Origin of the sequence: Bradyrhizobium sp. BRP56 (genome assembly GCF_020194035.1) — a bacterium.
GTDB lineage: Bacteria > Pseudomonadota > Alphaproteobacteria > Rhizobiales > Xanthobacteraceae > Bradyrhizobium > Bradyrhizobium australafricanum.
In genome coordinates this window covers 40,980-66,606 of record NZ_JADYVV010000024.1, presented here as the reverse complement: position 1 = coordinate 66,606, position 25,627 = coordinate 40,980, and the positions used below count along the sequence as shown (strand labels likewise).

Below are 25,627 nucleotides of genomic sequence, written 5' to 3'. Positions count from 1 at the left end.
ATGAACGTCATGGACACCCGCGCCACCTCGGCCATGCTCTACCTCGACGGCGTGCATGTCTCGTTCGACGGCTTCCACGCCATCAACAATCTGTCGCTGGCGCTCGAGCCCGGCGAGATGCGTGCCATCATCGGCCCGAACGGCGCCGGCAAGACCACGATGATGGACATCATCACCGGCAAGACCAAGCCGGACGAGGGCACTGTGCTGTTCGACGGCACAGTCGACCTGACCCGGCTCGACGAGACCCGGATCGCCGAGCTCGGCATCGGCCGCAAATTCCAGAAGCCGACGGTGTTCGAGAGCCAGACCGTGCAGGACAATCTGCTGCTCGCGCTCAATGTCGATCATTCCGTGCGCGGCACGCTGTTCTGGCGCGGCAGCAAGGCCGAGTCCGAGCGTATCGACAAGGTGCTCGAGACCATCCGCCTGACCGATGCGCGCAACCGCCTTGCCGGCAGCCTGTCGCACGGCCAGAAGCAGTGGCTCGAAATCGGCATGCTGCTGGCGCAGGACCCGAAAGTGCTCCTGGTCGACGAGCCGGTCGCAGGGATGACCGACGTCGAGACCCATCTGACCGCGGAGCTCCTGAAGGAGATCAACAGGAACCACACCATCATGGTGGTCGAGCACGACATGACCTTCGTGCGCGAGCTCGGCGTCAAGGTGACCTGCCTGCATGAGGGCTCGGTGCTCGCCGAAGGTTCGATCGACCAGGTGTCGTCGAACGAGCGGGTGGTCGAAGTGTATCTGGGGCGCTAGCGCGATGCTGAAGATCGACAACATCAATCTCTATTACGGTGCGGCGCAGGCGCTGCGCGGCGTGTCGCTGACCGCCGAGCCGGGCAAGGTCACCTGCGTGCTCGGCCGCAACGGCGTCGGCAAGACTTCGCTGCTGCGCGCCATGGTCGGCCAGTATCCGATCGCTTCCGGCACGATCAATTTCGACGGCAAGGACATCACCGCGCTAAAGCCCTATGAGCGGGCGCGGCGCGGCATCGGCTTCGTGCCGCAGGGCCGCGAGATCTTTCCGCTGCTGACGGTGGAAGAGAACCTCAAGACCGGCTTCGGTCCGCTCAAGCGCGAAGACCGCAACATTCCCAACGACGTGTTCTCGCTGTTTCCGGTGTTGGAGACCATGCTGGGCCGCCGCGGCGGCGACCTTTCCGGCGGCCAGCAGCAGCAGCTTGCGATCGGCCGCGCGCTGGTGATGCGGCCAAAGCTCCTGCTGCTCGACGAGCCGACCGAGGGCATCCAGCCCTCGATCATCAAGGATATCGGCCGCGCCATCTCCTATCTGCGCAACCTCGGCAACATCGCGATCGTGCTGGTCGAACAATATCTCGACTTTGCCTGCGAACTCGGCGACAGTTTTGCCGTGATGGACCGGGGTGCGGTGAAATATGCCTGCGACCGCGCAAGCCTCGATCCCGCCGAGATCAGCCGCCAGATGGCGCTGTGAACAGGATGTGACGCCGCCTGTTGTGGCGCGCGAAGGGAGCGTCGGGGGAATGCGGACCGGGATCGCAGGCGCGGCAGCGGCGACGTTTGCGGCAAACCGCGCCCAGGGTGCTGTCAGGTTCGGCGTGCATCTGAAAGACGGCGCCACCCGCCGCGGCGACCTGCATGAGTCCGGCTCGCTGCGCGTCCGCTTCCCATCGCCGGAGGACGACGGTCTCTCGGCCATGTTCGTCAACACCGCCGGCGGCATTGCCGGCGGGGACCGCTTCGAGATCGCGATCGCGGCCGGCGAGGGCGCGCGTTTGACGCTGACCACCGCGGCGGCTGAGAAAGTCTACCGTGCACCGGCAGCGGCGGCACGGCTCGACATCGCGCTGACCGTTGCCGCAGGCGCGCATCTCGCCTGGCTGCCGCAGGAAACCATCCTGTTCGATCGTGCCCGCATTCACCGCGGCTTCGACATCGACCTTGCCGAGGGTGCCTCGCTCCTGCTCTGCGAGATCGTGGTGTTCGGCCGCGCCGCGATGGGCGAGACCATGCGCCACGGCGAATTTGTCGATCGCTGGCGGATGCGGCGTGGCGGCAGGTTGGTGTTTGCCGAGACCGTCAGGCTCGACGGCGAGATCGGCGAGAAGCTCGCGCAACCCGCGATCGCGGGCGGCGGCTGCGCGATCGGCACGGCGCTGATCGTGCCGGGCGACGAAGCCCTGGTCGAGCGCATCCGCGAGGCGTCGGAAAGCTTCGGCGGCGAGGTCGGCATCTCCGCTTGGAATGGCTTTGCAATGGCCCGCTTCTGTGCCCAAGATGCGGCCCGGCTGCGCGCCGACATGATGACGGTGCTCGGCCGCGCCTCCACGGTCCCGCTGCCGCGGCTGTGGCTCAACTAAACCTTTCGAGAACGATCAGAGTGCTCGCATGAATTTGTCTCCCCGCGAAAAGGACAAGCTCCTGGTATCGATGGCGGCCATGGTGGCGCGGCGCCGGCTCGAGCGCGGCGTCAAGCTGAACCATCCCGAAGCTGTCGCGTTGATTACCGACTTCATCGTCGAGGGCGCGCGCGACGGCCGCACCGTCGCCGAGCTGATGCAGGCCGGCGCCAAGGTCCTGACCCGCGCGCAGGTGATGGATGGCATCCCGGAGATGATCCACGACATCCAGGTCGAGGCGACATTCCCCGACGGCACCAAGCTCGTCACCGTGCACGAGCCGATCCGCTAGCCACGAGCGTCATTCCGGGGCGGCCGGAGCGGCCGAACCCGGAATCCAGAGATTGTTGATCGAGATTTCGGGTTCATGCTTCGCATGCCCCGGAATGACAGGAGAGACGAATGATCCCCGGCGAACGCTTCATCAAGGACGGCGAGATCGAGCTCAATGCCGGCCGCAAGACCGTGACGCTCTCGGTCGCCAACACCGGCGACCGTCCGATCCAGGTCGGCTCGCACTACCACTTCTTCGAAACCAATCCGGCGCTGAAATTCGACCGCAAGAAGGCCCGCGGCATGCGCCTCGACATCGCGGCCGGCACCGCCGTCCGCTTCGAACCCGGCCAGACCCGCGACGTCCAACTCGTCGCACTCGCCGGCAAGCGCGTGATCTACGGCTTTCGCGCCGAGGTGAAGGGGAAGCTGTAGCACCATGCTTCCCGCTGTCCGCATGGTCTCCGAAGCTGCCGAGCTTGCCGCGCACCGTCACAACGGGATGGCGCGCAAGGGGCGGGGGAGTGAGCCTTACATCAACCATCTTGCCGAGGTCGCGAACCTGCTCGCGCAGGTGACCGATGGCACCGACGCCGAACTGGTGGCGGCAGGCTGGCTGCACGACACCATCGAGGACACCGAGACCACGCGCGAGGAGCTCGCGCAGAAGTTCACCGCGCGCATTGCCGATCTCGTTGTCGAGTGCACCGATGACATGAGCCTGCCAAAGCCTGCCCGCCGGCAAAAGCAGATCGAGGACGCTCCGCACAAATCTCCTGGTGCAAAGCTGATCAAGGCCGCCGACAAGATCAGCAATATCGGCGCGCGGATCGTGCCGCACCCAAGCAAGGACGAGCGCGACGATCTCGCCGACTATGCGGCCTGGGCCGACAAGGTCGTTGCCGGTTGCCGGGGCATCAATCCGCGGCTGGACCGCATTTTCGACGACACGATTGCGCGCGCCAAGGCCGCGCTGGCTGAAACTGGGGGCTGACATGTCCGTGAAGATCAAGCGTTCCGTCTATGCCGACATGTTCGGTCCGACCACCGGTGACAGGGTCCGGCTCGCCGACACCGATCTGATCATCGAGGTCGAGAAGGATCTCACCACCTATGGCGAGGAGGTGAAGTTCGGCGGCGGCAAGGTGATCCGCGACGGCATGGGGCAGTCGCAGGTGACCAACGCGCAGGGCGCGGCCGATACTGTGATCACCAACGCGCTGATCGTCGATCACTGGGGAATCGTGAAGGCCGACGTCGCGATCAAGGAGGGCATGATCGCGGCGATCGGCAAGGCCGGTAATCCCGACATCCAGCCCAATGTCACCATCATCATCGGTCCCGGCACCGACGTGATCGCCGGCGAAGGAAAGATCCTCACCGCCGGCGGCTTCGACAGCCACATCCATTTCATCTGCCCGCAGCAGATCGAGCACGCGCTGATGTCTGGCGTCACCTCGATGTTAGGGGGCGGCACCGGCCCCTCGCACGGCACCTTCGCCACCACCTGCACGCCCGGCCCGTGGCATATGGGGCGGATGATCCAGTCGTTCGACGCCTTCCCGGTCAATCTCGGCATTTCGGGCAAGGGCAACGCGTCGCGTCCGGCGGCGCTGGTCGAGATGATCAAGGGCGGCGCCTGCGCGCTGAAGCTGCACGAGGACTGGGGCACGACGCCGTCGGCGATCGACACCTGTCTCTCGGTGGCCGACGATTACGACGTCCAGGTGATGCTGCATTCGGACACGCTGAACGAATCCGGCTTCGTGGAGGATACAATCAAGGCGTTCAAGGGCCGCACCATCCATGCCTTCCATACCGAAGGCGCCGGCGGCGGCCATGCGCCGGATATCATTAAAATTGCCGGCCTGAAGAACGTGCTGCCGTCCTCCACCAATCCGACAAGGCCGTTCACCCGCAACACCATCGACGAGCATCTCGACATGCTGATGGTGTGCCATCACCTCGATCCGTCGATCGCCGAAGACCTCGCCTTCGCCGAAAGCCGGATCCGCAAGGAGACCATCGCCGCCGAGGACATCCTGCACGATCTCGGCGCGCTCTCGATGATGTCGTCGGACTCGCAGGCGATGGGCCGGTTGGGTGAGGTCATCATCCGCACCTGGCAGACCGCCGACAAGATGAAGAAGCAGCGCGGGTCGCTGCCGCAGGACAAGGGCAACGACAACGACAATTTCCGCGTCAAGCGCTACATCGCCAAATACACCATCAACCCCGCGATCGCGCACGGCGTGTCGAAGCTGATCGGTTCGGTCGAGAAGGGCAAGCTCGCCGACCTCGTGCTGTGGTCGCCGGCGTTCTTCGGCGTCAAGCCGGACTGTATCATCAAGGGCGGCTCGATCGTGGCGGCGCCGATGGGCGATCCCAACGCCTCGATCCCGACGCCGCAGCCGGTGCATTACCAGCCGATGTTCGCCGCCTTCGGCAAGTCGCTCACCGCCTCCTCCGTGGTGTTCACCTCGAAGGCCGCTGCGAGCGGCGGTCTCGCCCGCAAGCTCGGCACAGCCAAGAAACTCTACGCGGTGCAGAACACACGCGGCAAGATCTCCAAGAAGAGCATGATCCACAACGACGCGACGCCCGAGATCGAGGTCGATCCGGAGACCTATGAGGTACGCGCAGACGGCGAGCTGCTGACCTGCGCGCCGGCCGAGGTGCTGCCCATGGCACAGCGCTATTTTATGTTCTAAAACCGCTCCCGGTAACCAGAGCGTTTTCGAGCGAAGTGGATTTCCGGTTCGCGGAAAGAAAACGCGTCAAAACAAGACTCAAGCCAAAACAGAAAACCGGGAGGAATTTCCGTGATTTACGTCGTTGCTACGCTGACCATCAAGCCCGAGACCCGCGCCGAATTCATCGCCGCCGCGACGGCCTGCATCAAGGAAACCCGCAAGGAGCCCGGCAACATCGCCTACGATTTGCATGAGAGCGTCACCGACCACAGCAAGATGGTGTTCGTCGAGCAGTGGGAGAACGCGGAGGCGCTGGTGCCGCATCGCACCGCCGAGCACATGAAGACGTTCGGCCGGGTCGCGGTGAAATGCATGGCCGCGCCGCCGAAGATCGAGGTGATCACGCCCGAGAAGGTCGACGTCCGCTAGAATAAGAAGAACGGGAGCAACAGCATGATCTATGTCATCGCCACCACGCCGATGAAGCCGGAGAACAAGGACGACTTCATCAAGGGGCACAAGGCCTGCACGGTCGAGACCCGCAAGGAGAAGGGTTGCATCTCCTATGACGGCAATGTCAGCGTCAACGATCCCAACCTCTATGTGGTGGTCGAGCGCTGGGAGAGCCGCGAAGATCTCAACGGCCATGCCAGGGCGCCGCACATGAAGGTATGGCGCGAATATTCCGCTAACATGAAGACCGGGCCGACGGTGATCGAGATCATCAGCGACGCCAAGGTCGAGAAGCTCTGAGGCATCGATGATCCGCGCCACCAAAGTCCTGGGACAGCACCGCTGGACGGAAGCGGCAGCCGATACCGTCGTGCTCGATTTCGACGACCGGCACCGGCGGCGGATGGTGATGTCAGGGACGCGCGGGCTCGAATTCTTGCTTGATCTCGAAAACGCCGTCGCGCTGCGCGGCGGCGATGCCCTGGTGCTGGAGGACGGCCGCCTCGTCGAGGTGGTCGCAGCTCCCGAGCCGCTGGCGGAAATCCGCGGCAGCGATCCGCATCATCTGATCCGCGTCGCCTGGCATCTCGGCAACCGCCATCTGCCGACGCAGATCATGCCGAAGGGATTGCGCATCCGCAGGGATCACGTGATCGAGGCGATGGTGAAGGGGTTGGGGGCCCGTGTCATCGAGATCGAGGCACCGTTCGATCCCGAGGGCGGCGCCTATGCCGAGCATGCGCATGCCGACGAGCACGCGCATGGTCACACCGGGCACGATCATGCCGACAGCCATGCGCATGATCACGGTCATCACCATGGCCATGATCATGGGCCTGACCATGATCACCACCATCATCATGATGAGCATTGCGAGCATGCTCATCATCACCACGATCACTCCCATGCTCATGACCACAAATGAGCCTGATCCCGCCGTGCTGCGCGGCGGGATGGCGGAGGACGAGGCGGCCGCGCTGTACCGGCTGATGACGTGGCTGTCGCCGTCCTTTCCGGTGGGGGCATTCGCCTATTCCAGCGGCATCGAATGGGCGGTCGAGGCCGGCGACATCACGGATGCCGCGTCGCTGCGCGGCTGGCTCGCCGCGATGCTTTCCGACGGCAGCGGATTTTGCGACGCTGTGTTTCTCGCGCAGAGTTTTCGTGCGGCGTTGCAGCCCAATCATGCCGGGCTGGAGGAGGTCGCCGAGCTCGCCGCGGCCTTCGTGCCGTCGCGCGAGCGGCAGCTCGAGACCACGACGCAGGGGCGCGCTTTCATCGAGATTGCCCGTGCCGCGTGGAATTCGCCCGGCCTCGACGCGATGATTGCGGCTTGCGACGGCCCTGTCGTCTACCCCGTGGCGGTCGGCATCGTCAGCGCCGCGCACGGCATTCGGCTTCCGCCTGTGCTGCACGCCTTCCTGCATGCAGTGACCTCCAACTGGATTTCCGCGGGCAGCCGGCTGATCCCGCTCGGGCAGACCGCCAGTCAGCGCGTGCTGGCCGATCTCGAGCCGGTCGTGGCAGCAACCGCGGCGCGGGCCAATGCGGCCTCGCTCGACGATCTCGGCGGCGCGACCTTTCGCGCCGATCTCGCTAGCCTGTGTCACGAGACGCAATACACGAGGCTGTTCCGGTCATGAGGCGCAGTGAAGCGACGATGCTGGTTCCGCGTTCGCGTCCTCAGCCGTCGTCCCGGCGAAGGCCGGGACCCATAACCACAGGCTTCTGTGGTTGTGCAGGGCTGTGGCCCCAGCGCGTCGCACCAATTCAGTTCGGTGGTAATGGGTCCCGGCCTTCGCCGGGACGACGATGGATGGATTGATATGCCCACTTCCCACGGCCCACTTCGCGTCGGCGTCGGCGGTCCGGTCGGCTCCGGCAAGACCGCGCTGATGGACCTGCTCTGCAAGTCGATGCGCGAGCGCTACGACATCGCCGCGATCACCAACGACATTTACACCAAATGGGATGCCGAGTTTCTGGTGCGCTCCGGTTCGCTGACGCCGGACCGCATCGCCGGTGTCGAGACCGGCGGCTGCCCGCATACCGCGATCCGCGAGGACGCTTCGATGAATCTCGCCGCGGTCGCCGACATGCGGGCAAAATTCCCCGACCTCGATCTGGTGCTGATCGAATCCGGCGGCGACAATCTGGCGGCGACCTTCTCGCCGGAATTGGCCGATCTGACGATCTACGTCATCGACGTTGCCGCCGGCGACAAGATCCCCTCCAAGGGCGGCCCCGGCATCACGCGATCCGACCTCCTGGTGATCAACAAGATCGATCTCGCACCCCATGTCGGTGCGTCGCTCGAGAAGATGGACACCGACGCCAGGCGGATGCGCGGCGAGCGGCCCTTCGTGATGACCAACCTGAAGAAGAGCGACGGCCTCGATCGCATCATCAGCTTCATCGAGACCAAGGGCGGCCTTCGGTCGCAGGGCAAGGTCAAGGCAGGCTGACGTTAATCATTGTGGCGGTGCGAACCCTTATCCCCGTCATCCTGAGGAGCGAGCCTCGAAGGATGAACGGCCACCGGTGGGCCGTTCATCCTTCGAGACGCGCTGCGCGCTCCTCAGGATGACGGTGAGGCACTTGGCTGGATGTCGCTGGCCGCCGCAAAAAAGCTGCGCAATCGCCGGAACAATTTCCAACTTTGCCGATTAGCAACCTTTGGCGCCGCCAAAGACCGCCGGGTGGCGTCGTCGTTAATGCTGCCGACCGGCTCCTGTTGCGGACCGATGATCGCTATTCCATATTCCTTTGCGGCGGGCTTTCATCGCATCCTGATTTGTCGCCGCCCTTGCAGAAGCCAGATGACTTCCGTCCCCTTTCGCCACCCCCTGATTGCCGAGTAAGCGTGTGGTTCGACTGGGCTTCATCGTTGCCTTGATTGCGCTGATCGGAGTTCTGCTCTCCGGTCTTGCCGCCTATCGGGTGCACGATCAGGAGCTCGCGATCGACGGCATCGCGCTGGCGCGGGCGATCGACGTCCATGCCAGCCTGGTGCAGGACCGCCTGACCGAGCGCGAGCTGCTGGCGCGGGTCGCCTCGGGGCTGTTCCGGGCGCCGTCGATGGTGAAGGCCAACATGCTGCAGCCGCTGCGCTCGGCGATCTACGCCTTCAAGACCGATTTCGTCGTCGCCGCCTGGATCGCGCGGCTCAAGCCGGACGAGCTGGCCGCGGCGGAGGCCGAGCTGAAGGCCAACGGCTTCACCAATCCGACCATCCGGGATTTCGACGACCAGGCGCTCGACCTCAAGGCGCTCGACAAGCCGATCAACGTGTTGATGGACGTCGAGCCGCGCAATCCGGAGACCTTGAGCATTCCAGGCCGCGCCTTCGACCGCCACTCGGTGGTGGGCCCGATGCTGGCGCGAGCGATGGCCAACGCCAAGCCCGTGGCCTCCGACCCGGTGCCACTGTTGCGGCAGAACGGCCCGGTCGGGGTCGTGCTCGCCGCGCCGGTGTTCCAGGAGGGCGCATCCGAGCCGGCCGGCTTCATCACCTTCTCCTATGAGCTGTCGTCGCTGATGCTGACCAACGACGACAGCTCGCTGTTCGCGGTGGCGTTGAAGGATCCGCGCGACTCCAACGACGAGTTCACCGCCAACGAGCAGGGCATCGTCACCTCGCGCGCGGTGCGCCAGGACGGCCCGCTGCCGTCGATGGTGCGCACGGTGACGTTCGGCGGCCGTGACTGGTCGCTCGACTATTACGCCAAGAGCAACGCCACGGTGCGTGCGCAGCAGACCGCGACCATCGTCGCGGCGATCGGCCTCGCGCTGACCGGCATCGTCTGCGGCCTGTTCGGCTATGTCGCCTACAACAATTTGCGCCTCAGCCGCGAGATCGAGGTCCGCATCGGCTTCGAGCGCCGGTTGACCGCCGTGATCGACGAGCTCAACCATCGCGTCAAGAACATCCTCGCGGTGATCCAGTCGATCGTGACCCGCACGCTGCGGCACGGCGCCGATATCGATGTCGCGCGCGAGCTCTTGATCGGGCGCATCCACGCGATGTCGAACGTGGTCACGCTGCTCAGCGAGAGCCAGTGGCAGGGCGTCAAGCTGAAGGGCCTGTTCGAATCGCGCGCGATCCCGCATGCCGACCGGATCGCGGTGAACGGTCCCGACATCACGGTCAGCGCCCGCGCCGCCCAATCGCTGTCGCTGCTGTTCTTCGAGCTCGCCTCGCATTCCGACGAAGGGCTGTCGCTGGTCGGCAAGCACCCGCACATCGTCGCCAATTGGGAGGTCGTCGGCGAGGATGCGGACTTGGTCTTTCATTTCCGCTGGGAAGAGTTCAACACCAGCCAGGCGACGCGGCGAGCCGACAGTGATTTCGGCCTGATCCTGCTCGACCGCGTCGCGCCCGAGGCGCTCGGCGGCACCGCGAAGCGCTACTTCACCGACGTCTCCTATGTCTATGAACTGACCGCGCCGATGGACACCGTCGTCGACATGACCGAGCGCGACCGCACCGAGCAGTTCTCCGCGCCGCTGCGCCCGGTGAAGAAGTAGCGGCTGCCTCAGGTTGTGTGTTCAGGCCGACGCGCGGATTGATCGAAATCACGCGCGCAAGCATGCGCCGGCGTCATCGTGACCAATGCCCGCTATCAGTAATAGACCGCAACCGATTGTTAAAACTTCGTTGAACATGCTTGGGCATATACCGAGCAGGATACCGTCTGAGGACCCCGATGAGGCTTTGGGTCAGCCTGACCTTGCTCGCGGCAGTTTTGCCGGTAGGGCTGTCGCTTGCCTTGACTCCGGCAGCGGCGCCCGGCGACCCTGCGACAATCCGTGCCAGCTATCGGAGGCCGGACGTCGTTCCGTTCCCGAGCAGCAATCCCTATTCGGAGGCGAAATCCGCGCTTGGGCAACTGCTGTTCTTCGATCCGCTGCTGTCGAGGTCAAAGACACACTCCTGCGCGAGTTGCCACAGGCCATCCCTTTCATGGGCCGATGGCCTTCCGCGCGCCATCGGTGAGGATCCCAAGGGCCTGCCGATCCGCTCGCCGACATTGATCGATGTGGCCTTCTTCGAGCCGCTGGGATGGGACGGCAAGTTCAGGGATCTGGAATCCGTTGCGTTCGGGCCGATCCTCAGTCCGGCGAACCTGAACATGACCGAGCCGGAATTGATCGCGCGACTTTCGGCGATCCCCGGCTATGTCGATGCCTTCGCCCACGCATTCGGAGACGGTGCGATCACGCGGCCGAGGATCGAGGCGTCGTTGGCGACCTTCGAGCGCTCCATCGTTGCAGGCGAGGCTCCGTTCGACCGTTGGATCAAGGGCGACGACACCGCCATCAGCAAATCAGCCCAGCACGGCTTTGAGCTTTTCAACGGCAAAGCGCGTTGCTCGGCTTGCCACAGCGGCCCGTCGTTTTCCGACGGATCCTTCCAGGATATCGGCACCGCCAAGGGCCATGACATCGGGCGCGGTCGTTTCTTTCCGACCTCGGCGAAGCTGAAATATGCGTTCAAGACGCCGACATTGCGCGACGTCGCGCGTCGCGCGCCCTATATGCACGACGGATCGGTGGCGACGCTGGAAGATGTCATCGAGCTTTACAACAAGGGTGGGATCGATCGGCCGAGCCGATCGCCCGACATCAAGCCGCTGTCCCTGACGGCAGACGAGAAGAACGACCTCATCGCCTTCCTGCAAACCCTGACCGCAACGGCCCCGCCGGTGGCAGGCGTCCCCAAACTGCCGCGCTGACCTCGGCTCAACGCGGTTCAGAACGAGGTTCGTTTCAGGACAGGTGCGGCAGCGCCGCGCCCAGGAGGCCGAGCCCCACGATCACGAATGCGCCCGCGCAGGTCTCGAGGGTCGCTGTGCGCGCAGCGGACGATCTTGTCACATAGGCGAGGGCCGACCCCACCCCGATACTTACGACGCTCAACGCTCCGAACACTGTACCGGCCTCCCGATCCGATTTGTCCGGATTTCACTACGACAGTTGAATTGAGCTCCCGTGCCGGAATTAGCTAAAATTTGAGGCAACCGGCTGTAAAGACTGCACTAAGGGACAGGCCGGGGGCTCGCCCGCCACGATTAACCACAATGCAACCACGGGGTGTCCCGGCAGGCGCAAAGCTTAAAATTTGATATAAGTTAAACAAGTCCTTTAGTGTGTGGGCGGTTGGTTCAATGTTTAGTGGATGGGCGCGAGATACCGTCTCGGCGGTGCGCTCCTTTTTCGCCACGTGCCTTGCAGCGGTTCTGTTTTGTGTCGTCGCCGCGCGCAGTGCCGAGGCACATGTCAAATGGTTTTGTGCCTACGATGTCGCCGGCCAGCCCCGCGGACTCGAGAATGTCCTTTGCCTGGATTTCGAGCTGCTGCTCGGTGTCGCCATCTTCTGGCTGTTTGCCGGTTGCCTGATCGAGCCCACCTCGCTGGGTGACGCCACGATCCGGGTCATGGACCGCGTCACCGAGGGACTGCGGCTGCGCACCGAATTGATGATGCGCGCCGTGTGCGGGTTCTTCTTCATCTCGATCTGGGCCGTGGGCGGCATCCTGCTGACGCCCGAGTTGAAGACGACGTCGCCGTATGTCGGCGCGTTGCAGCTTGCGATCGCTGCCGGGATGCTGTCACGACGCACGCTGCCGCTGTCGGCGGCGGGGATGGTGGTCCTGTTCGGGATCGGTGTGCGCGATTACGGTCTCTTTCACCTCGCCGATTATCCGATCTTTCTCGGTGTTGCCGCCTATTTTGCACTGGTTGGGCTGAACAAGGATTTGTTCGGAGTCCGGCCGATCGACGTGATGCGCTACGCCGCCGCGGTGACGTTGATGTGGGCCTCGGTTGAAAAATGGGCCTATCCGGAGTGGAGCTTCCCGCTGCTGATCGAGCATTCCGCGATGACGCTGGGCTTCGACAACGAGTTCTACATGCGCGCCGCCGGCATGGTGGAATTCACGCTTGCCTTTGCCTTGATCTGGACGCCGCTGATCCGGCGCTGCGCCGCCACCGTGCTGACGGGGATGTTCATCAGCGCGTGCTTCGAATTCGGCAAGATCGACACGATCGGACACTCGGCGATCATCGCTGTCCTGCTTGCGATTGTCGCCGACAACAAGGTGTTGTCGCGCGACCGTCGTGCGCCGTGGCTCGCCCCGGTCGCGCTCTGTGCCGCGCTGTCGGTGACCTTGTTCGTCTACTATTTCGGCCACGCCGCGATCTTCAAGACGTCGGTCCTCTAGATCGCCGCCGCCTGGGGCGGCTATTTGGCGACGTGGACGGCGAGCTTCATCTTCGGGTGAATGCCGCACAGCACGGTGTAGTCGCCGGGCACCGAGAAGGTGACGTCGAACTTGCTGCCCGGCTGCTGGTCGCCCGAGTCGAAGCTGAACGTATCAGTGCTCAAATAAGCGTGATGCAGCAGTTCGCCGTCATCGTTAACGAATCGTAAAACCTCACCCCGCTTGATCGAGATCTGCGCGGGTTTGAATTCACGATCCTTCTGCGAGATGACATAAGGGGCTGCGCCCAAAGCTGCACCAATAAGCGCTCCAGTGACGATCGCCGCCGCAAACGGCACGCGGCCGAACTGGCCCAGGCGCAAGGCGCGCAACAAGCCTGACTGCATGAGACCCCCGCTGAACCTCGAACACCAAATATCGGCTATCCCGGGCTGCAAATGTGGCTCCCGGATCACCTGTAAGGGTGATTATCGCCAGCTGATCTTAACGATTTCAGCATGAGTTCCAGTCACTACTAAAGCAATTTTGAGCAGACAGTTATTTTCCGCAGTGCTGCGCGTTTCTGCGTAGCTTGAGTATCGAGCACTACGGCGAAACGCGGGCATGGACAGCCTATTTGGCAACCTCAAGGTAAAGAGCGGTGCGGCCTTTCGGTTCGCAACCGGCCGCCTTTCGCGTCTTGCCTTGACCAAGGGTTCGATCCGCAGCCAGATTCTGATTTTTTGCCTTGCGATGAGCGCCGTTGCGGTCGCCCTCGGCGGGTACTCCATCCTCGGCATCCGACATGCCGGCGATCTGGTGGCCAAGACGTTCGACGAATCCCTGATGTCGATCAACTATGCACGCGCGGCCGGTGCGGATTTCGCCGCGATGCGGGTCGCCTCGTCGCAACGCCTGCTGACCACGGATCCGGAGATTCGCGCCAATCTCGATGGCCAGATTGAAAAGCTCGGGAAGACGCTCTCGGAAGACCTGGCGATTGCTGCCGATCGGTCGCAATCCTCGCGCGCAGCGCAGGCCGCCGCAAGGGTTCAGGAAGCCGCCGACGCCTGGATGGCGCTGCACCGGCGCGCGATCGGATCGTCCACGGAGGGCAGCGCGGCGGCCGATCCGCGCGCACCAGGTGCGACGGTCGGCGATGTCGATCGCTACTCCAAGATCGTCAGTCAGCAGGTCGAGCTGCTGGTCAATTATACGGCCGGCGATGGCTTCCTGTTCAGGCAAAAGGCGCTCTCGACGATCAAGCGGGACCTGCAGCTCAACGTCGCTGGGCTGACCATCGCGCTGTTTCTGTCCGCCTTGTTTTCGTGGCTGCTGGCGCGCCGCATCATCGGACCGGTCGCGATCGCATCGCGGGCCGCGCGAAGCATCGCCGGCGGCGACCTCGACGCGACCATCCCCAAGGGCGGGACCGACGAGCTTGGCACGCTTCTGACCGCCATGGAAACGATGCGCGACAACATCCGGCGGATGGTCAATCAAGAAGTATCGCAACGCCGCTCGGCGCAGGCACGGCTTTCCGATGCGCTCGAAACGTCGCGTGAGGGCGTCGTGCTGCTCGACGCGGATGGCCAGGTGGCACTGGCCAACTCGCGCGCGAGTGAATTCATCCGTCTCTCGCCGCAGCTTCTGCAGTCGAATCCGCTCGATGCCGCCAGGCTGGCGCCTGCCGACGGTGACATCGATGGCTTTGCGAGCGAGGCGCAGCTTGCGGATGGACGCTGGCTGCGCGTCAGCCGCAGCGAGACGCAGGAGGGCGGCGTCGTCCTCGTCTACAGCGACATCTCCGCGCTGAAGCAGCAGAAGGCCGAGCTGCATGAAACCAATCTGCGGCTCGACGCGGCGCTCACGCACATGTCGCAAGGGTTGTGCCTCTACAACAGCGAGGCGCGGCTGCAGGTCGCCAACCGCCGGTTCTGCGAGATCTTCGATATATCGCCGGAGCTTGTCGTTCCCGGAATGACCATGGAAGAGGTGCTCGACCTGAGCATCGCCGCGGGCAATCACGGCGAGCGGACCGTCACCGACCTGCTAGCGGAGCGCGAGCGGTCGATGGCCCAGCACGACGGCAACTATCTGCAACATCTCAGCGATGGACGGATCATTGCGATCGCGCAACGGCCGACATCCGATGGCGGCTGGCTCGTCACCTGCGAGGACGTCACCGAACAGCAACGGGCGGAATCGCAGATCGCGTTCATGGCCCGGCACGATGCCCTGACCAAGCTGCCGAACCGGACGTTGCTGGCCGAGCGGATCGAGCTGGCGGTTGCGCAGGTCGGCCGCGGACTCGGCTTCGCGGTGTTCTGCCTCGATCTCGATAATTTCAAGCAGGTCAACGACACGCTCGGGCATCCGGTCGGCGACGAATTGCTGTGCGCGGTCGCGGACCGGCTCAACGCCTGCGTCCGTGAGGTCGACACCGTCGCGCGTTTGGGCGGCGACGAGTTCGCGGTCATCCAGTGCGGTGTTCAGGGCGGAGACGAGGCCGAACGCCTCGCGCGCCGCATCGTGGAATGCGTGGGTGCGCCGTACGAGCTGAACGGGCATCGCGTCGTCGTCGGATGCAGCGTCGGCATCTCGATGTCGCCGGGTGACGGCACCACCGGCGAGAAGCTGCTGAAGAACGCTGACGTCGCTTTGTACCGCGCCAAGATGGAAGGCCGCGGCACCTGGCGCTTCTTCGAGCCTGCGATGGACGCCAGCCTGCAGCGGCGTCGGGCCATCGAGCTCGACCTTCGCGAGGCGATGGTCAAGGACGAGTTCTCGTTGTTCTACCAGCCGCTCTACGATCTCCATCTCGACCGCATCTGCGGCTTCGAGGCGTTGCTGCGCTGGCATCACCCCAAGCGCGGGCTGGTGCCGCCGGACCAGTTCATCCCGATCGCGGAAGAGATCGGCCTGATCGGCCCGCTGGGAGAATGGGTGCTCAATCGCGCCTGCGAACAGGCGACGACCTGGCCAAGCGAGATGAAGCTCGCGGTCAACGTCTCGGCGGTCCAGTTTCGCGATGCCGACTTCACCGACGTCGTCGTCGGCGCGCTCGCGACGTCAAAATTGTCGCCGCGCCGGCTGGAGCTCGAAATCACCGAATCCGTCTTTCTCGCGAACAGCAACGAGACGCTTGCAACGCTGCACAAGCTGAAGGCGCAAGGAGTGCGCATCGCGCTGGATGATTTCGGTACCGGCTATTCCTCGCTGAGCTATCTGCGCAGCTTCCCCTTCGACAAGCTCAAGATCGACAAATCCTTCGTGCGCGATGCGACCGCGACGCATGGATCGAAATCGATCGTCCGCGCCGTCATCAGCCTCGGCAGAAGCCTCGGCATGACCACGATCGCGGAGGGCATCGAGACCGTCGAGCAGCTGGATCATATGCGGGCCGAAGGCTGCAACGAGGCGCAGGGCTTCCTGTTCAGTCACCCGGTCCCGGTGACCGAAATCGCAGCCAAGATCCTCGAGTTGAGAAACGGCTTCAAGCCGGCGTCCGTCAAGGCGATGGCCAGCTGACGGCGCGCTGAGCGTGGCCTTGCAGGCCAACATGAAAAAGGCGGCCCGCGGCCGCCTTTTCCTATTTATCGCCGTGGTCGCGCTTAGCCGCCATTGCCGCCGATCACGGCGCGCACGGTGTTGTCGGGGCCGAAATCCTCGGCGCTGTCGACATAGAGCAGCGCGGAGAGCTTCGATCGCGCGCGGTTGACGCGGCTCTTGATGGTACCGACCGCGCAGCCGCAGATTGCCGCGGCATCCTCGTAGGAGAAGCCGGATGCGCCGACCAAAATCAGTGCCTCGCGCTGGTCCTGCGGCAGCTTTTCGAGCGCGGCGCGGAATTCCTCGAACTCCAGATGCGCCGCCTGCGAAGGCTGGCTCTTCAGCGTCTTGGCATAATTGCCCTCGGCATCCTCGACCTCGCGGCGCCGCTTCCGGTAGTCGGAGCGAAACAGGTTGCGCAGGATGGTGAACAGCCACGCGGGGAGGTTCGAGCCGGGCTGGAACGAGTCGATGTTGGCGATCGCGCGCAGCAGGGTCTCCTGCACCAGATCGTCGGCGCGGTCACCATTACCGGACAGCGAGATCGCGAACGCGCGCAGGCTCGGGACCGACGCAAGGATATCGTCGCGAAGTTCATTCGTGAGAGGCATTAGTCCCCTCCATTGTTCTTGTCGGTATCGCCCCCGGCGACGGCAGCCGCCGCAGCCTCCGGCCCGTCGAGTTTGCGGATCAGCTCCGCAAAGCGGTCGGGTACGCCCTGTCGCACCACGTCATCGTACATGGCGCGAAGCTGGTGGCCGATTCTCGATTGAATCTCGGCGTTGAGACCGCCCTGCTTCTTTACTTCCTTCATGATGTGATCCACGCTTCCCCGGGAGTTAAGTCTCTGATTTCCAAGTCGTTTCCTCGAAAAAAGAGGCTGGCCGCGTTGCCTCGTCGGTCAGGAGCTAATGCAAAGTTGCGCAGAAAGTTCCGGAATGTTGGAACTATTTCGCGGAACTTTTTCGGCTTTCGCGCGTAGTCGGCCATGCAGGGGAACCGGGGTCGTCCCAGAACTGGATTCTGCCGCCCCCAGACAACGGGTTTCAGGCCGCCAGGCCTCACGAACAAGGATGGAGTGGGAATGTCCCGATCGCAGATCGTTGCCGAACACCTTCCGCTGTTGCGCCGTTACGCTCGCGCACTGACCGGAAATCAGGCGTCGGGGGACGCCTATGTCGGGGCCATGCTCGAGGCCCTGTTGCAGGATGGATCGTTGCTGGATCAGACCCACGGGCCGCGCGCCGGCCTGTTTCGGCTGTTCACCCAGATCTGGAATTCGGTGTCGGTGAACAACAACGACAATGCCGACGTGGCGACGCTGTCGCTGCCGCCGGAGCGGCGGCTGTCGAACATCACGCCGCTGCCGCGCCAGGCCTTCCTGCTGCTGTCGCTGGAGGGCTTCTCGGAAGAGGAGGTCGGCTACATTCTCGGCACCGATATCGCCGAGACGCGGAAGCTCACCGATGCCGCCGGCCGCGAGATGGCCGCCGAGATCGCCACCGACGTCCTGATCATTGAGGACGAGACCTTCATCGCCATGGACCTCGAGAGCCTGGTGAAGAATCTCGGTCACAACGTCATCGGCGTTGCCCGCACGCATTCCGACGCGGTGGCGCTTGCCAAGAACAAGAAGCCCGGCCTGATCCTCGCCGACATCCAGCTCGCCGACGGCTCGTCGGGCCTCGATGCCGTGAACGAGTTGCTGCGGACCTTCGAGGTGCCGGTGGTGTTCATCACCGCCTATCCCGAGCGCTTCCTGACCGGCGAGCGGCCGGAGCCGGCATTCCTGATCTCCAAGCCGTTCCAGCCGGCGATGGTGTCGGCGGTGGCGAGCCAGGCGCTGTTCTTCCAGCGCAACTCGCGCAACCGCACGCCGCGCGCGGCATCGGCATGATCTGAGTTTACGCAAGGGAGCAAAATCCAGACCGGCGTGCCGAAAGGTGCGCCGGCTTTTTTTTGAGCCTTCGATCCGACGTTACTTCGGCGTCACGCGGACCGGCATTGTGCTGAGTGCCCGCAGGCCCGAGCTGTCGCGGAAGGCTGTGGGGCCTGCAATCTCGAGCCGTTTGACGCTGCTGGCGAGCGCTGCGATCACGGCCTCGGCTTCCAGCCGCGCCACCATCTGCCCGACGCAGCCGTGGATGCCGACGCCGAAGCCCATGTGTCCGGAGAGCCGCCGTCTGACGTCGAATTGGTCGGCATGCTCCCAGCGCGTCTCGTCGCGGTTGGCGGAGGCGAGCAGCAGCAGCACCTTCTCGTGCTTGCCGATCCCGACGCCTGCAATCTCGGTGTCATGCGGCGTGGTGCGGAACACGAACGGCGCCGGTGAATCGAAGCGCAGCGTCTCGTCGAATGCCGCGCGCGACAACGACGGATCTTCCGCAAGCAGCGACCATTGCCCGGGATGGCGCGCAAGCGTGTACAGCGCCATGCCGATCGCGCTGATCGTGGTGTCGAGCCCGGCCGAGAGCAGCGAACGCACCAGCAATGGCGCTTCCTCCGCGCTGATCTCCCCGGCGTCGGCCGCCTCATAGACCTGCGCGCCAAAGCTGCCCGGGCGCAGCGCCTCGCGCTGGCAGCGCGCCGCTACCCAGGGCAGCACGCGGGGCGCCTGCTGCATCAAATCGCGAAAATAGTCGTTCTCGGGCCCGAAGCCGGCGAACACCATCGCGCCATAGGTCAGGAAGTTCTCGCGGCCCTCCTGGTCGATGCCGAGCGCGTCGGGAAACACGCTGACCGGAAACACCTCGGCGATGTCCCTGATGGCGTCAAACGATCCGCGCTCGACCAGCCCGTCGATCAGCCGCGTCGCCGTTGACTTGAAATCGTCGGCAAGCCGCCGCATCGCGCCGGGCGAGAGGATCCGCGCCAGCACCGCACGGGTTCGGGTGTGCAGCGGCGGATCGGCTTCCAGCACGATGCTTGGCGGCCGCCACGGCTTTTCCTTGAAGTGGTTCGCAAGTCCCGCGCCGCCGGCGTTGCTGAAATTGACATGGTCCCCGAAGATCGTCTTGACCTCGGCAAAGCGCGGCACCGCCCAGATGTCGTATCTGGTCAGGCGGATGACCGGCGCCGCGGCACGCAGCTCCGCATAGGTGCCGTAGGGATCGGCCCGCGTCGCCGCGCTGAACGGATCGAAATCGCTGCGGACCATTTCGCCGGCAAAGGGGCTCGCAAGGGGGCTCATCGGATCCTCCCGTCTTGTCATGAGTTAATTGACCATAGTCAATTAACTTGCATATTGCAAGGGCGGGGTTGCCATCGGGGCGGGTGCGCGGCATGGAGGCGCGAGGCAGATGGGGATGTCGATCGTGGAGCGAGCCAAAGGCGCACGGCGCTTTCAGCGCAGGGCGCGCCAGGAGGCCGACAAGGAGACGCTGAAGGCGCTGATCCTTAAGACCGCGCGCAAGGAGTTCGCCGCCGGCACGCTGGAGACCGTATCGATCCAGAAGATCGCCGACGCGATCGGCTATTCGAAAGGCACCGTCCTCAAATATTACCCGACCAAGCTGCTGCTGCTGCTCGCGGTGAAGCAGCAGAATCTCGAGGCGGTCGCCGAACGCCTCGAGCGGGTCCGCGCGGAGACGGCCGACAGCGATCTGCGGCTGCGGCGCGTGATGGAAACCTATCTCGATTACTGGGCCGACAATCCCGATCACTTCCGCTCACTGTTCTCGATGTCCGGTACGATCGAGGACCGCCGTTTTCCCGACGGTGTCTATTTCGGCGAGACCGAGATTGCGCGCCGCAGCTACGAATTGTTCGTGATCTCGGTGCGGGAATATCTGGCGGCACATGGCGCCGAGCCGGCGCCTGGCCTGCCGCAGCGGCTCGCAACCGCGCTGCTGGCGGCAACCCACGGCGTGATCGCGCTCACGCTCGGCACGCCGACCATGAAACTGCCCGACATGCGCGGCACCGGCCGCCTGCTCATCGCAAGCCTGATCGATGCCTGGACGGCCAGGCTTGCCGCCGCTCGGAAAAACGACGGCTGGCCGCGGATCACGATCGGCACCTTCGCCTGACGGAGCGTGCCGCGCGTCCCCGCATACGCGCCGCGCCCCTCATACGCGAAGCGATGTGGAATCCCGTGCGTTCGCCTGCTAAGCGCGGCCCATGGATACGACGCAGCGCGATCGAACGGTGGGCTTTCTCTGCCTGGTGGTGACGGCCTTCGGCTGGGCCCTGAACTGGCCGCTGATGAAGCTGTTGCTGCAGCAATGGCCGCCGCTGTTCGCCCGTGGGCTTGCCGGCACCTGCGCGGCGGTGATCCTGGCCACGCTGGCGCTGGCCCGCGGACAGTCGCTCGCCGTGCCGCGCGAGGCGATCCCGCGGCTGCTGTTTGCCTCCTTCACCAATGTCTTCGCCTGGATGGGCTTTGGCACCATCGCGATGAAATTCGTCACGGTCGGCGAGGGCGCGCTGCTCGCCTACACCATGCCGATCTGGGCGATGCTGTTTGCCTGGCCGCTGCTGCACAGCCGCCCGACATTGCGCGACCTCGCGGCGCTGGTGCTCGGCGTCGCCGGCGTTGCGCTCCTGCTCGGCGGCAATGGCTTTGCGTTCAGCGCCGACAAGCTCACCGGTATCGCGCTGGCGCTCGCCTGCGCCATCCTGTTCGCGCTCGGCAACGTGCTGAATCGCAAGCCGCTGCCGATGCCGCCGCTCGCGGTGGTGGCCTGGCAGGTCGGCATCGGCTGCCTCGTGATGCTCCTGCTCGGCATCCTCTTCGAGCATCCGAATTACGCCGCGATCACGCCGCTCGGCCTCGGCTGCTTTGCCTACATGACGCTGATGCCGATGGGCATCTGCTATCTCACCTGGTTCGAGACGCTGCGCCGCCTGCCGCCGACCTCGGCGTCAACGGGCATGCTGCTGGTGCCGGTCATCGGCGTGGTGTCGGCCGCGATCATTCTTGGTGAGCCGCTGGGCCTGCGCGAGATCGGCGCCATGGCACTGACGCTCGGCGGCGTGACGCTGGCGCTGCAGCGAGCCTGATGCGAGGCAGGGAACGGACATCGGTGCATCGCGTTCTCCCGAAAAGGGAGCTTGGCCATGCGCAAGGCGATCGCGCGGCTTGATGCGGAGCAGAGGGCGCAACTGCTTTATCTCGCAGATCTCGGCACGGCGATGTTCACGTCGGCCCTCGTGGTCTGCAGCCTGAAGGCGATTGTCGACCTGTTCGCCGCAGGCTGAACCGCGACGTCAGCGCCAACGCGCCGTCAATCCTCTTGCGCCTCTTGCGGCGCATCGCTCTGGGTATGTCCATCCGGCCCCCGGTTGAACACCCCGTAGTCGCTCGATTTCACTCCTGCCGCCCCATCGGTGCCACCTTCGGCCAGACCGAGCTTGAGCAGCTCGCGGACCGCCGCGGCGCGGGTCGGCATGCGGTGCTTGAAGCGGAAATCGTCGAGGGCTGCCAACTCCTCTGGCGACAGCATGACCTGAAGCCGTTCAGCGCGAAGCTCATTCATCGCAAAACACCCAGACTTAGCTTGTTGAGTAATTTGCTAAACTGCCAAACTCGCCTGGGGTTCCATCGGTTGAGATAAAAACGCCAATTTAGTAGAATTATCAAATGAAATCAATAACTTAGATAAAAAATAAAGGAACGATCCGGCTGCCCATCTCGTTATGTCGGTGGAGAGATGCCATGGCCAACCACGTCAAGCTTCCCCGCAAGCTGTCCGAGGAGCCGGAAGCCCCGAAACCGCGGCGCCCGAGCCACGCGAAAGTCATCGAGCAACTGGACCGCTGGGCCAACAGCCCCGGTCTTCAACCGCCAAAGGTCGATAATGCAGAGGACGATTCAAAAGCGGAAGCGATCTGAACCCCACACATTCGAGCAGCGCCTCGAGGAACATCGCGTGCGACTTGAAAGCCAGCTCGCGCAATTGCCGCGCGGAGCCGAGCGCGAGCAGATTGTCGCGCGCATCGAGCAACTGCGAACAGCCGTCGAGCTGAACGCGATGCTGTCGCAACAGGCGTGAGCGGCCGCGCCGTGCAGGTCGCTCAGCATCCGCGGCAGATTGAATTCAGCTTTGCCTTGAGGGCGGGATCGTCCCGTGGCGGAACCGGATTGCTTTCCGTCAAGGAGGGCGCCGGCATCGCTCCGAAATTGAACGGCACAGTCAGAACGGCAGTATCGTCTCTCACATCCGCGGGCAACGCAGCAAAGGGTTGAGCCCGTTCAACGATTGCCAATGCCTCTGCGTCTATCACAGGGATACCGCTGCTCTCGATAAGCCAACTCGACACGAGATGACCTGCGCGGTCGATCCTGAAGGCGACTGTAGCGGTGCCACCCTGCCCACGCGCGAGTGTCGGTGGATAACGCCGGGCCAGGCGCAGACGGATGGAGATATCCTGCTTCCATGCCGCGACTGAAGGGGTGACCTGCGGGGCTGCACTGTCCTCAGCGATTGCGGGAGCTGTGGCAGCAACGAGCAAAGCAATACAAACAACAAGCCGTCTCAACATCTAGCGAATTGGTCCACTTTCATAATCAGCAATTCATTCTATTCGCGCTTTGGTTGATTGCAAGGCGTACAACTCGTTATGCGCCGGAGATCAATCAAGCATCTGCTCCCGAAAACAGCTTGCCCGCATCCGCCGTGCACCGTAGCATCGCCACGTTGATGGGGATGGAGTCCCCCGATAACCGCCGTAAGGCTGATGACTCCTACCGGGCGCGACAGCGTCGGTAGGAGCATGCGCCACCGCCGACCCGCCGTGTCCCGCGAATGAGAAGGGACAGCGCATGACGGGTCTTCCTGGTTCACTCTCAATCGCATTGTCGCTGGTCGGGTCGATCTGGCTCGTCGGTGTCGTCGCCCTGCTGGTCGGCGCGCCAGGCGAACTGGTGGCCGCGACCTTCGTGCTTGGGTTGGTGGCGGGCTTCGTCGAATGGCGAGCCGGAAAGGTGGAGCATTGAACGTTCAGGTGTTGGCGGCGGTCGCGATCGGCGGTTCGCTGGGATCGGTCGCGCGCTATCTGGTGGCGATCGGCGCCGGGCGCCTGGTCGGCACGGAATTTCCCTGGGGCACGCTGGTGATCAATATCGTGGGTTCATTCCTGATCGGCGTCTTCGCGGAGGCGTTTGCGCTGAGCTGGAATTCCAGCCAGGCGATGCGGGTGTTTCTCACCGTCGGCATTTGCGGCGGCTTCACCACCTTCTCGACCTTCTCGCTCGATGCGATCGTGCTGATGCAGCGGGGCGAGCTATGGCCGGCCGGCGCCTACATGGCAGCCTCCGTTGCGCTTTCGATTCTCGCGCTGTTCGGCGGCCTGCTGCTGGTGCGGGCGTTCACGACTTGATGGTCAGCTAAGCGGTCGCTTTTCCGTCATCCTGAGGAGCGCGGAACGCGCGTCTCGAAGGATGCACGGCCAGGCTAGTGGCCGTACATCCTTCGAGGCTCGCCCAGCGGCGCAATTGCGCCGCAAGGCTCGCACCTCAGGATGACGGGGCGAAATTGACGAATGGATATACCAGTCTCGCTAGGCGCTAATCAGTCGCGCGGCGGCCGGTGCGTGGATTGAGCGGTGCGGTTGGCGGCCGTCGCAGCGCTTCGGGCAGGAACGGTTCGCCCCGCCGAGGCGAGGCGTCGGCACGCACATCGGCGGCCCATTGCGCACGTTCGTGCGGCGTCTGGTTGTCGTTGAAGGTTCGCTTCACATCGACGCCGTCGACGGGATCGTTGACGCCGTTCCGGCTGGCGGGATGGTCGACGCCGCTGTGGATGTCACTGGAGTTGCCCATCGCGGCCTCCGTGCTCGGCTGATCCGGATCAAGATTTGATCCTGGATCCAGGACTTCTGCACCAACGTGGCCGGCGCAAGCGCCGTTCCAAAAAAGTGAAGGGCCGGAGGTACCGTCTGCCGCCCGGAATCCTTGGCGCGTCCGGGACCAGCCGGTAGGATGGAACCCGGATGGCAGCCAGGAACCAAGGGAAGACCGGGGAATGAAGCACGTCGACGTCGCGGTGATTGCTGCCACGCTGTGGCTGCTGGCGTCGATGGTGCTGGACATTCTGACGCCGAAGTCGATCACCGCGCTGATGATCGCCTCCGCGCTTGCGCCGCCGTTTCTGATCGGGATCGGCATCCATTTCGCACGTGAATATTTCAAGGCGAGGCGGCGCAGCTACCCGCCGCCGCAGTTGGACGAACACTTCAAGAACTAGCGCGTTTTCGAGCGACGTGGGCACCGGTTCGCGTGAAGAAAACGCGTGTCAAAACTGAAATCCAGGCCCCCGTTTCGATTCAATCGGAGCGGGGCAGGGCTGCGGGACGGGCTGCACGTGCTGCATTGAACTGCCCACATGGCTTGCTAAGCTTGTGCCATGACCGAGCATCTCCCCGATACGATCAGCCGCCTCTACACCGACCCTGGCGAATATGTCGACAGCGACCATCCCGCCGTCGAGGCGTTCGCCCGCGCCGCCGTTCCGTCTGACGCCAGCGCGCGCGACAAGGCGCGCCGGCTCTACACCGCGGTGCGCGACGGCATCCGCTACAACCCCTATGTCAGCATGCGCTCGCCCGAGAGCTACCGGGCCTCCAGCGTGCTCGCCGCCGGCAACGGCTATTGCGTCGGCAAGGCGGCGCTCTATGCCGCGGCCTGCCGGGTCCACGGCATCCCGGCGCGCGTCGGCTTTGCCGATGTGCGCAACCATCTCACCACCGAGAAGCTGCGCCAGAGCATGGGCTCGGACCTGTTCACCTGGCACGGCTTCACCGACGTGTTCGTCGATGGCGCCTGGCGCAAGGCGACCCCGACTTTCAACGACACGCTGTGCGCCAAGCTCGGCGTCAAGCCGCTCGATTTCGACGGCCACGCCGACGCGCTGCTGCATCCCTTCGACGGCGAAGGGCGCGCCTACATGCAGTATGTCAACGACCACGGCAGCTATCACGACGTCCCCGCCAAATTCCTGATGCGCGAGATGGCGCGCGAATACGCCAACATGCAGGGCGAGGATCTCGCCGGCCGCGACATGGAGCGCGAGGCGGCCGAGCAGTAGCGGACGTGTGAGCCGATCGCGCGCCGGCAGGGGGCGGTGTC

The 25,627-nt window shown here is 64.1% G+C and carries 34 protein-coding genes and 1 riboswitch; of the genes, 27 read left to right on the top strand and 7 right to left on the bottom strand.

What is annotated here, in order from left to right; all coding sequences use genetic code 11:
• From urtD to I6F38_RS18470, 16 genes are all read left to right on the top strand, one after another.
• Window positions 1-762: an urea ABC transporter ATP-binding protein UrtD gene (gene urtD / locus I6F38_RS18545; protein WP_016842654.1), complete on the top strand. Its 762-nt coding sequence runs from the start codon at window positions 1-3 to the stop codon at window positions 760-762.
• 4 nt (window positions 763-766) lie between these two features.
• Entirely contained in the window at window positions 767-1,462 is a 696-nt protein-coding gene (gene urtE / locus I6F38_RS18540; protein ID WP_057016124.1) for an urea ABC transporter ATP-binding subunit UrtE, read from the top strand.
• A 49-nt stretch (window positions 1,463-1,511) separates the two neighbouring features.
• Complete coding sequence (locus I6F38_RS18535; protein WP_225161333.1) at window positions 1,512-2,348, top strand: urease accessory protein UreD; 837 nt, start codon at window positions 1,512-1,514, stop codon at window positions 2,346-2,348.
• Between the two features lie 28 nt (window positions 2,349-2,376).
• Window positions 2,377-2,679 carry an urease subunit gamma gene (locus I6F38_RS18530; RefSeq protein ID WP_028334687.1) on the top strand — a complete coding sequence of 101 codons (303 nt, stop codon included), beginning with the start codon at window positions 2,377-2,379 and terminating at the stop codon, window positions 2,677-2,679.
• 110 nt (window positions 2,680-2,789) lie between these two features.
• Window positions 2,790-3,095 (top strand): urease subunit beta, encoded by a 306-nt coding sequence (locus tag I6F38_RS18525; RefSeq protein WP_139480290.1) that lies wholly within the window; start codon window positions 2,790-2,792, stop codon window positions 3,093-3,095.
• A 4-nt stretch (window positions 3,096-3,099) separates the two neighbouring features.
• Window positions 3,100-3,654 (top strand): HD domain-containing protein, encoded by a 555-nt coding sequence (locus tag I6F38_RS18520; protein ID WP_225161332.1) that lies wholly within the window; start codon window positions 3,100-3,102, stop codon window positions 3,652-3,654.
• A 1-nt stretch (window position 3,655) separates the two neighbouring features.
• Window positions 3,656-5,371: an urease subunit alpha gene (ureC, locus tag I6F38_RS18515; protein WP_225161331.1), complete on the top strand. Its 1,716-nt coding sequence runs from the start codon at window positions 3,656-3,658 to the stop codon at window positions 5,369-5,371.
• Window positions 5,372-5,482: 111 nt separating this feature from the next.
• Complete coding sequence (locus I6F38_RS18510; protein WP_024581875.1) at window positions 5,483-5,782, top strand: putative quinol monooxygenase; 300 nt, start codon at window positions 5,483-5,485, stop codon at window positions 5,780-5,782.
• A 24-nt stretch (window positions 5,783-5,806) separates the two neighbouring features.
• Window positions 5,807-6,106, top strand: coding sequence for a putative quinol monooxygenase (locus I6F38_RS18505; RefSeq protein WP_028342270.1), 300 nt, complete (start codon window positions 5,807-5,809; stop codon window positions 6,104-6,106).
• A 7-nt stretch (window positions 6,107-6,113) separates the two neighbouring features.
• Window positions 6,114-6,731, top strand: coding sequence for an urease accessory protein UreE (locus I6F38_RS18500; RefSeq protein WP_225161330.1), 618 nt, complete (start codon window positions 6,114-6,116; stop codon window positions 6,729-6,731).
• Entirely contained in the window at window positions 6,712-7,449 is a 738-nt protein-coding gene (locus I6F38_RS18495; protein WP_225161360.1) for an urease accessory protein UreF, read from the top strand. The genes I6F38_RS18500 and I6F38_RS18495 overlap by 20 nt, the downstream gene beginning before the upstream one ends.
• A 183-nt stretch (window positions 7,450-7,632) precedes the next feature.
• On the top strand, window positions 7,633-8,271 hold the full coding sequence (gene ureG / locus I6F38_RS18490; RefSeq protein WP_028334695.1) for an urease accessory protein UreG: 639 nt from the start codon (window positions 7,633-7,635) through the stop codon (window positions 8,269-8,271).
• 141 nt (window positions 8,272-8,412) lie between these two features.
• Window positions 8,413-8,667, top strand: coding sequence for a hypothetical protein (locus I6F38_RS18485; RefSeq protein ID WP_225161329.1), 255 nt, complete (start codon window positions 8,413-8,415; stop codon window positions 8,665-8,667).
• Between the two features lie 4 nt (window positions 8,668-8,671).
• On the top strand, window positions 8,672-10,333 hold the full coding sequence (locus I6F38_RS18480; protein WP_225161328.1) for an HWE histidine kinase domain-containing protein: 1,662 nt from the start codon (window positions 8,672-8,674) through the stop codon (window positions 10,331-10,333).
• 179 nt (window positions 10,334-10,512) lie between these two features.
• Window positions 10,513-11,541: a cytochrome c peroxidase gene (locus I6F38_RS18475; protein ID WP_225161327.1), complete on the top strand. Its 1,029-nt coding sequence runs from the start codon at window positions 10,513-10,515 to the stop codon at window positions 11,539-11,541.
• 504 nt (window positions 11,542-12,045) lie between these two features.
• Window positions 12,046-13,029: a hypothetical protein gene (locus I6F38_RS18470; protein ID WP_092086697.1), complete on the top strand. Its 984-nt coding sequence runs from the start codon at window positions 12,046-12,048 to the stop codon at window positions 13,027-13,029.
• A gap of 20 nt (window positions 13,030-13,049) precedes the next feature.
• Here the strand turns inward: I6F38_RS18470 and I6F38_RS18465 are convergent, their stop codons facing one another.
• Window positions 13,050-13,415 carry a methylamine utilization protein gene (locus I6F38_RS18465; RefSeq protein ID WP_028334698.1) on the bottom strand — a complete coding sequence of 122 codons (366 nt, stop codon included), beginning with the start codon at window positions 13,413-13,415 and terminating at the stop codon, window positions 13,050-13,052.
• A 217-nt stretch (window positions 13,416-13,632) separates the two neighbouring features.
• On the opposite strand from I6F38_RS18465, the gene I6F38_RS18460 reads away from it, so the two are divergent.
• Complete coding sequence (locus I6F38_RS18460; protein ID WP_225161326.1) at window positions 13,633-16,539, top strand: EAL domain-containing protein; 2,907 nt, start codon at window positions 13,633-13,635, stop codon at window positions 16,537-16,539.
• An 83-nt stretch (window positions 16,540-16,622) separates the two neighbouring features.
• Here I6F38_RS18460 and I6F38_RS18455 read toward each other — a convergent pair whose 3' ends face one another.
• Window positions 16,623-17,171 (bottom strand): sigma-70 family RNA polymerase sigma factor, encoded by a 549-nt coding sequence (locus tag I6F38_RS18455; RefSeq protein WP_016847265.1) that lies wholly within the window; start codon window positions 17,169-17,171, stop codon window positions 16,623-16,625.
• The gene (locus I6F38_RS18450) at window positions 17,171-17,374 is read right to left on the bottom strand and encodes a NepR family anti-sigma factor (RefSeq protein WP_018269610.1); all 204 of its coding nucleotides are present in this window, start codon (window positions 17,372-17,374) and stop codon (window positions 17,171-17,173) included. Before I6F38_RS18450 ends, I6F38_RS18455 begins: the two co-directional genes overlap by 1 nt.
• A 270-nt stretch (window positions 17,375-17,644) precedes the next feature.
• Between I6F38_RS18450 and I6F38_RS18445 the strand changes: the two genes are divergently transcribed.
• Complete coding sequence (locus I6F38_RS18445) at window positions 17,645-18,457, top strand: response regulator (protein ID WP_016847263.1); 813 nt, start codon at window positions 17,645-17,647, stop codon at window positions 18,455-18,457.
• 81 nt (window positions 18,458-18,538) lie between these two features.
• Here the strand turns inward: I6F38_RS18445 and I6F38_RS18440 are convergent, their stop codons facing one another.
• On the bottom strand, window positions 18,539-19,750 hold the full coding sequence (locus I6F38_RS18440) for a cytochrome P450 (protein ID WP_225161325.1): 1,212 nt from the start codon (window positions 19,748-19,750) through the stop codon (window positions 18,539-18,541).
• Window positions 19,751-19,865: 115 nt separating this feature from the next.
• Between I6F38_RS18440 and I6F38_RS18435 the strand changes: the two genes are divergently transcribed.
• From I6F38_RS18435 to I6F38_RS18425, 3 genes are all read left to right on the top strand, one after another.
• Entirely contained in the window at window positions 19,866-20,588 is a 723-nt protein-coding gene (locus I6F38_RS18435) for a TetR/AcrR family transcriptional regulator (RefSeq protein ID WP_225161359.1), read from the top strand.
• Between the two features lie 91 nt (window positions 20,589-20,679).
• Window positions 20,680-21,561: a DMT family transporter gene (locus tag I6F38_RS18430; RefSeq protein WP_225161324.1), complete on the top strand. Its 882-nt coding sequence runs from the start codon at window positions 20,680-20,682 to the stop codon at window positions 21,559-21,561.
• A 57-nt stretch (window positions 21,562-21,618) separates the two neighbouring features.
• Complete coding sequence (locus tag I6F38_RS18425) at window positions 21,619-21,759, top strand: hypothetical protein (protein ID WP_157347178.1); 141 nt, start codon at window positions 21,619-21,621, stop codon at window positions 21,757-21,759.
• A 26-nt stretch (window positions 21,760-21,785) separates the two neighbouring features.
• Here the strand turns inward: I6F38_RS18425 and I6F38_RS18420 are convergent, their stop codons facing one another.
• The gene (locus tag I6F38_RS18420; protein ID WP_225161323.1) at window positions 21,786-22,037 is read right to left on the bottom strand and encodes a hypothetical protein; all 252 of its coding nucleotides are present in this window, start codon (window positions 22,035-22,037) and stop codon (window positions 21,786-21,788) included.
• Between the two features lie 179 nt (window positions 22,038-22,216).
• On the opposite strand from I6F38_RS18420, the gene I6F38_RS18415 reads away from it, so the two are divergent.
• Together I6F38_RS18415 and I6F38_RS44000 are read left to right on the top strand one after the other, a co-directional pair.
• On the top strand, window positions 22,217-22,393 hold the full coding sequence (locus I6F38_RS18415; protein ID WP_167350454.1) for a hypothetical protein: 177 nt from the start codon (window positions 22,217-22,219) through the stop codon (window positions 22,391-22,393).
• Window positions 22,394-22,430: 37 nt separating this feature from the next.
• Window positions 22,431-22,553: a hypothetical protein gene (locus tag I6F38_RS44000; RefSeq protein ID WP_276573497.1), complete on the top strand. Its 123-nt coding sequence runs from the start codon at window positions 22,431-22,433 to the stop codon at window positions 22,551-22,553.
• 22 nt (window positions 22,554-22,575) lie between these two features.
• On the opposite strand, the gene I6F38_RS18410 is transcribed toward I6F38_RS44000, so the two are convergent.
• Window positions 22,576-23,043 (bottom strand): energy transducer TonB, encoded by a 468-nt coding sequence (locus tag I6F38_RS18410; RefSeq protein WP_225161322.1) that lies wholly within the window; start codon window positions 23,041-23,043, stop codon window positions 22,576-22,578.
• Window positions 23,044-23,194: 151 nt separating this feature from the next.
• Window positions 23,195-23,255, top strand: a riboswitch (Fluoride riboswitch).
• Between the two features lie 68 nt (window positions 23,256-23,323).
• Here I6F38_RS18410 and I6F38_RS18405 point away from each other — a divergent pair.
• A complete protein-coding gene (locus I6F38_RS18405) occupies window positions 23,324-23,497 on the top strand; it encodes a hypothetical protein (RefSeq protein ID WP_225161321.1) in 174 nt (57 codons plus the stop codon).
• On the top strand, window positions 23,494-23,880 hold the full coding sequence (crcB, locus tag I6F38_RS18400) for a fluoride efflux transporter CrcB (protein ID WP_225161320.1): 387 nt from the start codon (window positions 23,494-23,496) through the stop codon (window positions 23,878-23,880). Before I6F38_RS18405 ends, crcB begins: the two co-directional genes overlap by 4 nt.
• A gap of 187 nt (window positions 23,881-24,067) precedes the next feature.
• On the opposite strand, the gene I6F38_RS18395 is transcribed toward crcB, so the two are convergent.
• Window positions 24,068-24,322 (bottom strand): hypothetical protein, encoded by a 255-nt coding sequence (locus I6F38_RS18395; RefSeq protein WP_092086578.1) that lies wholly within the window; start codon window positions 24,320-24,322, stop codon window positions 24,068-24,070.
• A gap of 202 nt (window positions 24,323-24,524) precedes the next feature.
• Between I6F38_RS18395 and I6F38_RS18390 the strand changes: the two genes are divergently transcribed.
• Window positions 24,525-24,746 (top strand): hypothetical protein, encoded by a 222-nt coding sequence (locus I6F38_RS18390; RefSeq protein ID WP_225161319.1) that lies wholly within the window; start codon window positions 24,525-24,527, stop codon window positions 24,744-24,746.
• 159 nt (window positions 24,747-24,905) lie between these two features.
• Window positions 24,906-25,586, top strand: coding sequence for a transglutaminase family protein (locus I6F38_RS18385; RefSeq protein WP_225161318.1), 681 nt, complete (start codon window positions 24,906-24,908; stop codon window positions 25,584-25,586).
• Window positions 25,587-25,627: the final 41 nt, after the last annotated feature.

What these genes read in the sequence shown, in the direction of transcription:
- I6F38_RS18405 (WP_225161321.1), top strand. Translation starts at nt 23,324, where the DNA reads ATGACGGGTCTTCCTGGTTCACTCTCAATCGCATTGTCGCTGGTCGGG.
- urtD (WP_016842654.1), top strand. Translation starts at nt 1, where the DNA reads ATGAACGTCATGGACACCCGCGCCACCTCGGCCATGCTCTACCTCGAC.
- ureC (WP_225161331.1), top strand. Translation starts at nt 3,656, where the DNA reads ATGTCCGTGAAGATCAAGCGTTCCGTCTATGCCGACATGTTCGGTCCG.
- I6F38_RS18455 (WP_016847265.1), bottom strand. Translation starts at nt 17,171, where the DNA reads ATGCCTCTCACGAATGAACTTCGCGACGATATCCTTGCGTCGGTCCCG.
- I6F38_RS18485 (WP_225161329.1), top strand. Translation starts at nt 8,413, where the DNA reads ATGTCGCTGGCCGCCGCAAAAAAGCTGCGCAATCGCCGGAACAATTTC.
- I6F38_RS18530 (WP_028334687.1), top strand. Translation starts at nt 2,377, where the DNA reads ATGAATTTGTCTCCCCGCGAAAAGGACAAGCTCCTGGTATCGATGGCG.
- I6F38_RS18525 (WP_139480290.1), top strand. Translation starts at nt 2,790, where the DNA reads ATGATCCCCGGCGAACGCTTCATCAAGGACGGCGAGATCGAGCTCAAT.
- I6F38_RS18475 (WP_225161327.1), top strand. Translation starts at nt 10,513, where the DNA reads ATGAGGCTTTGGGTCAGCCTGACCTTGCTCGCGGCAGTTTTGCCGGTA.
- I6F38_RS18445 (WP_016847263.1), top strand. Translation starts at nt 17,645, where the DNA reads ATGTCCCGATCGCAGATCGTTGCCGAACACCTTCCGCTGTTGCGCCGT.
- I6F38_RS18435 (WP_225161359.1), top strand. Translation starts at nt 19,866, where the DNA reads ATGTCGATCGTGGAGCGAGCCAAAGGCGCACGGCGCTTTCAGCGCAGG.
- ureG (WP_028334695.1), top strand. Translation starts at nt 7,633, where the DNA reads ATGCCCACTTCCCACGGCCCACTTCGCGTCGGCGTCGGCGGTCCGGTC.
- urtE (WP_057016124.1), top strand. Translation starts at nt 767, where the DNA reads ATGCTGAAGATCGACAACATCAATCTCTATTACGGTGCGGCGCAGGCG.
- I6F38_RS18390 (WP_225161319.1), top strand. Translation starts at nt 24,525, where the DNA reads ATGAAGCACGTCGACGTCGCGGTGATTGCTGCCACGCTGTGGCTGCTG.
- I6F38_RS18410 (WP_225161322.1), bottom strand. Translation starts at nt 23,043, where the DNA reads ATGTTGAGACGGCTTGTTGTTTGTATTGCTTTGCTCGTTGCTGCCACA.
- I6F38_RS18535 (WP_225161333.1), top strand. Translation starts at nt 1,512, where the DNA reads ATGCGGACCGGGATCGCAGGCGCGGCAGCGGCGACGTTTGCGGCAAAC.
- I6F38_RS18440 (WP_225161325.1), bottom strand. Translation starts at nt 19,750, where the DNA reads ATGAGCCCCCTTGCGAGCCCCTTTGCCGGCGAAATGGTCCGCAGCGAT.
- I6F38_RS18420 (WP_225161323.1), bottom strand. Translation starts at nt 22,037, where the DNA reads ATGAATGAGCTTCGCGCTGAACGGCTTCAGGTCATGCTGTCGCCAGAG.
- I6F38_RS18495 (WP_225161360.1), top strand. Translation starts at nt 6,712, where the DNA reads ATGCTCATGACCACAAATGAGCCTGATCCCGCCGTGCTGCGCGGCGGG.
- I6F38_RS18505 (WP_028342270.1), top strand. Translation starts at nt 5,807, where the DNA reads ATGATCTATGTCATCGCCACCACGCCGATGAAGCCGGAGAACAAGGAC.
- I6F38_RS18465 (WP_028334698.1), bottom strand. Translation starts at nt 13,415, where the DNA reads ATGCAGTCAGGCTTGTTGCGCGCCTTGCGCCTGGGCCAGTTCGGCCGC.
- I6F38_RS18460 (WP_225161326.1), top strand. Translation starts at nt 13,633, where the DNA reads ATGGACAGCCTATTTGGCAACCTCAAGGTAAAGAGCGGTGCGGCCTTT.
- I6F38_RS18415 (WP_167350454.1), top strand. Translation starts at nt 22,217, where the DNA reads ATGGCCAACCACGTCAAGCTTCCCCGCAAGCTGTCCGAGGAGCCGGAA.
- I6F38_RS18425 (WP_157347178.1), top strand. Translation starts at nt 21,619, where the DNA reads ATGCGCAAGGCGATCGCGCGGCTTGATGCGGAGCAGAGGGCGCAACTG.
- I6F38_RS18500 (WP_225161330.1), top strand. Translation starts at nt 6,114, where the DNA reads ATGATCCGCGCCACCAAAGTCCTGGGACAGCACCGCTGGACGGAAGCG.
- I6F38_RS18385 (WP_225161318.1), top strand. Translation starts at nt 24,906, where the DNA reads ATGACCGAGCATCTCCCCGATACGATCAGCCGCCTCTACACCGACCCT.
- I6F38_RS18395 (WP_092086578.1), bottom strand. Translation starts at nt 24,322, where the DNA reads ATGGGCAACTCCAGTGACATCCACAGCGGCGTCGACCATCCCGCCAGC.
- I6F38_RS18430 (WP_225161324.1), top strand. Translation starts at nt 20,680, where the DNA reads ATGGATACGACGCAGCGCGATCGAACGGTGGGCTTTCTCTGCCTGGTG.
- I6F38_RS18450 (WP_018269610.1), bottom strand. Translation starts at nt 17,374, where the DNA reads ATGAAGGAAGTAAAGAAGCAGGGCGGTCTCAACGCCGAGATTCAATCG.
- I6F38_RS18520 (WP_225161332.1), top strand. Translation starts at nt 3,100, where the DNA reads ATGCTTCCCGCTGTCCGCATGGTCTCCGAAGCTGCCGAGCTTGCCGCG.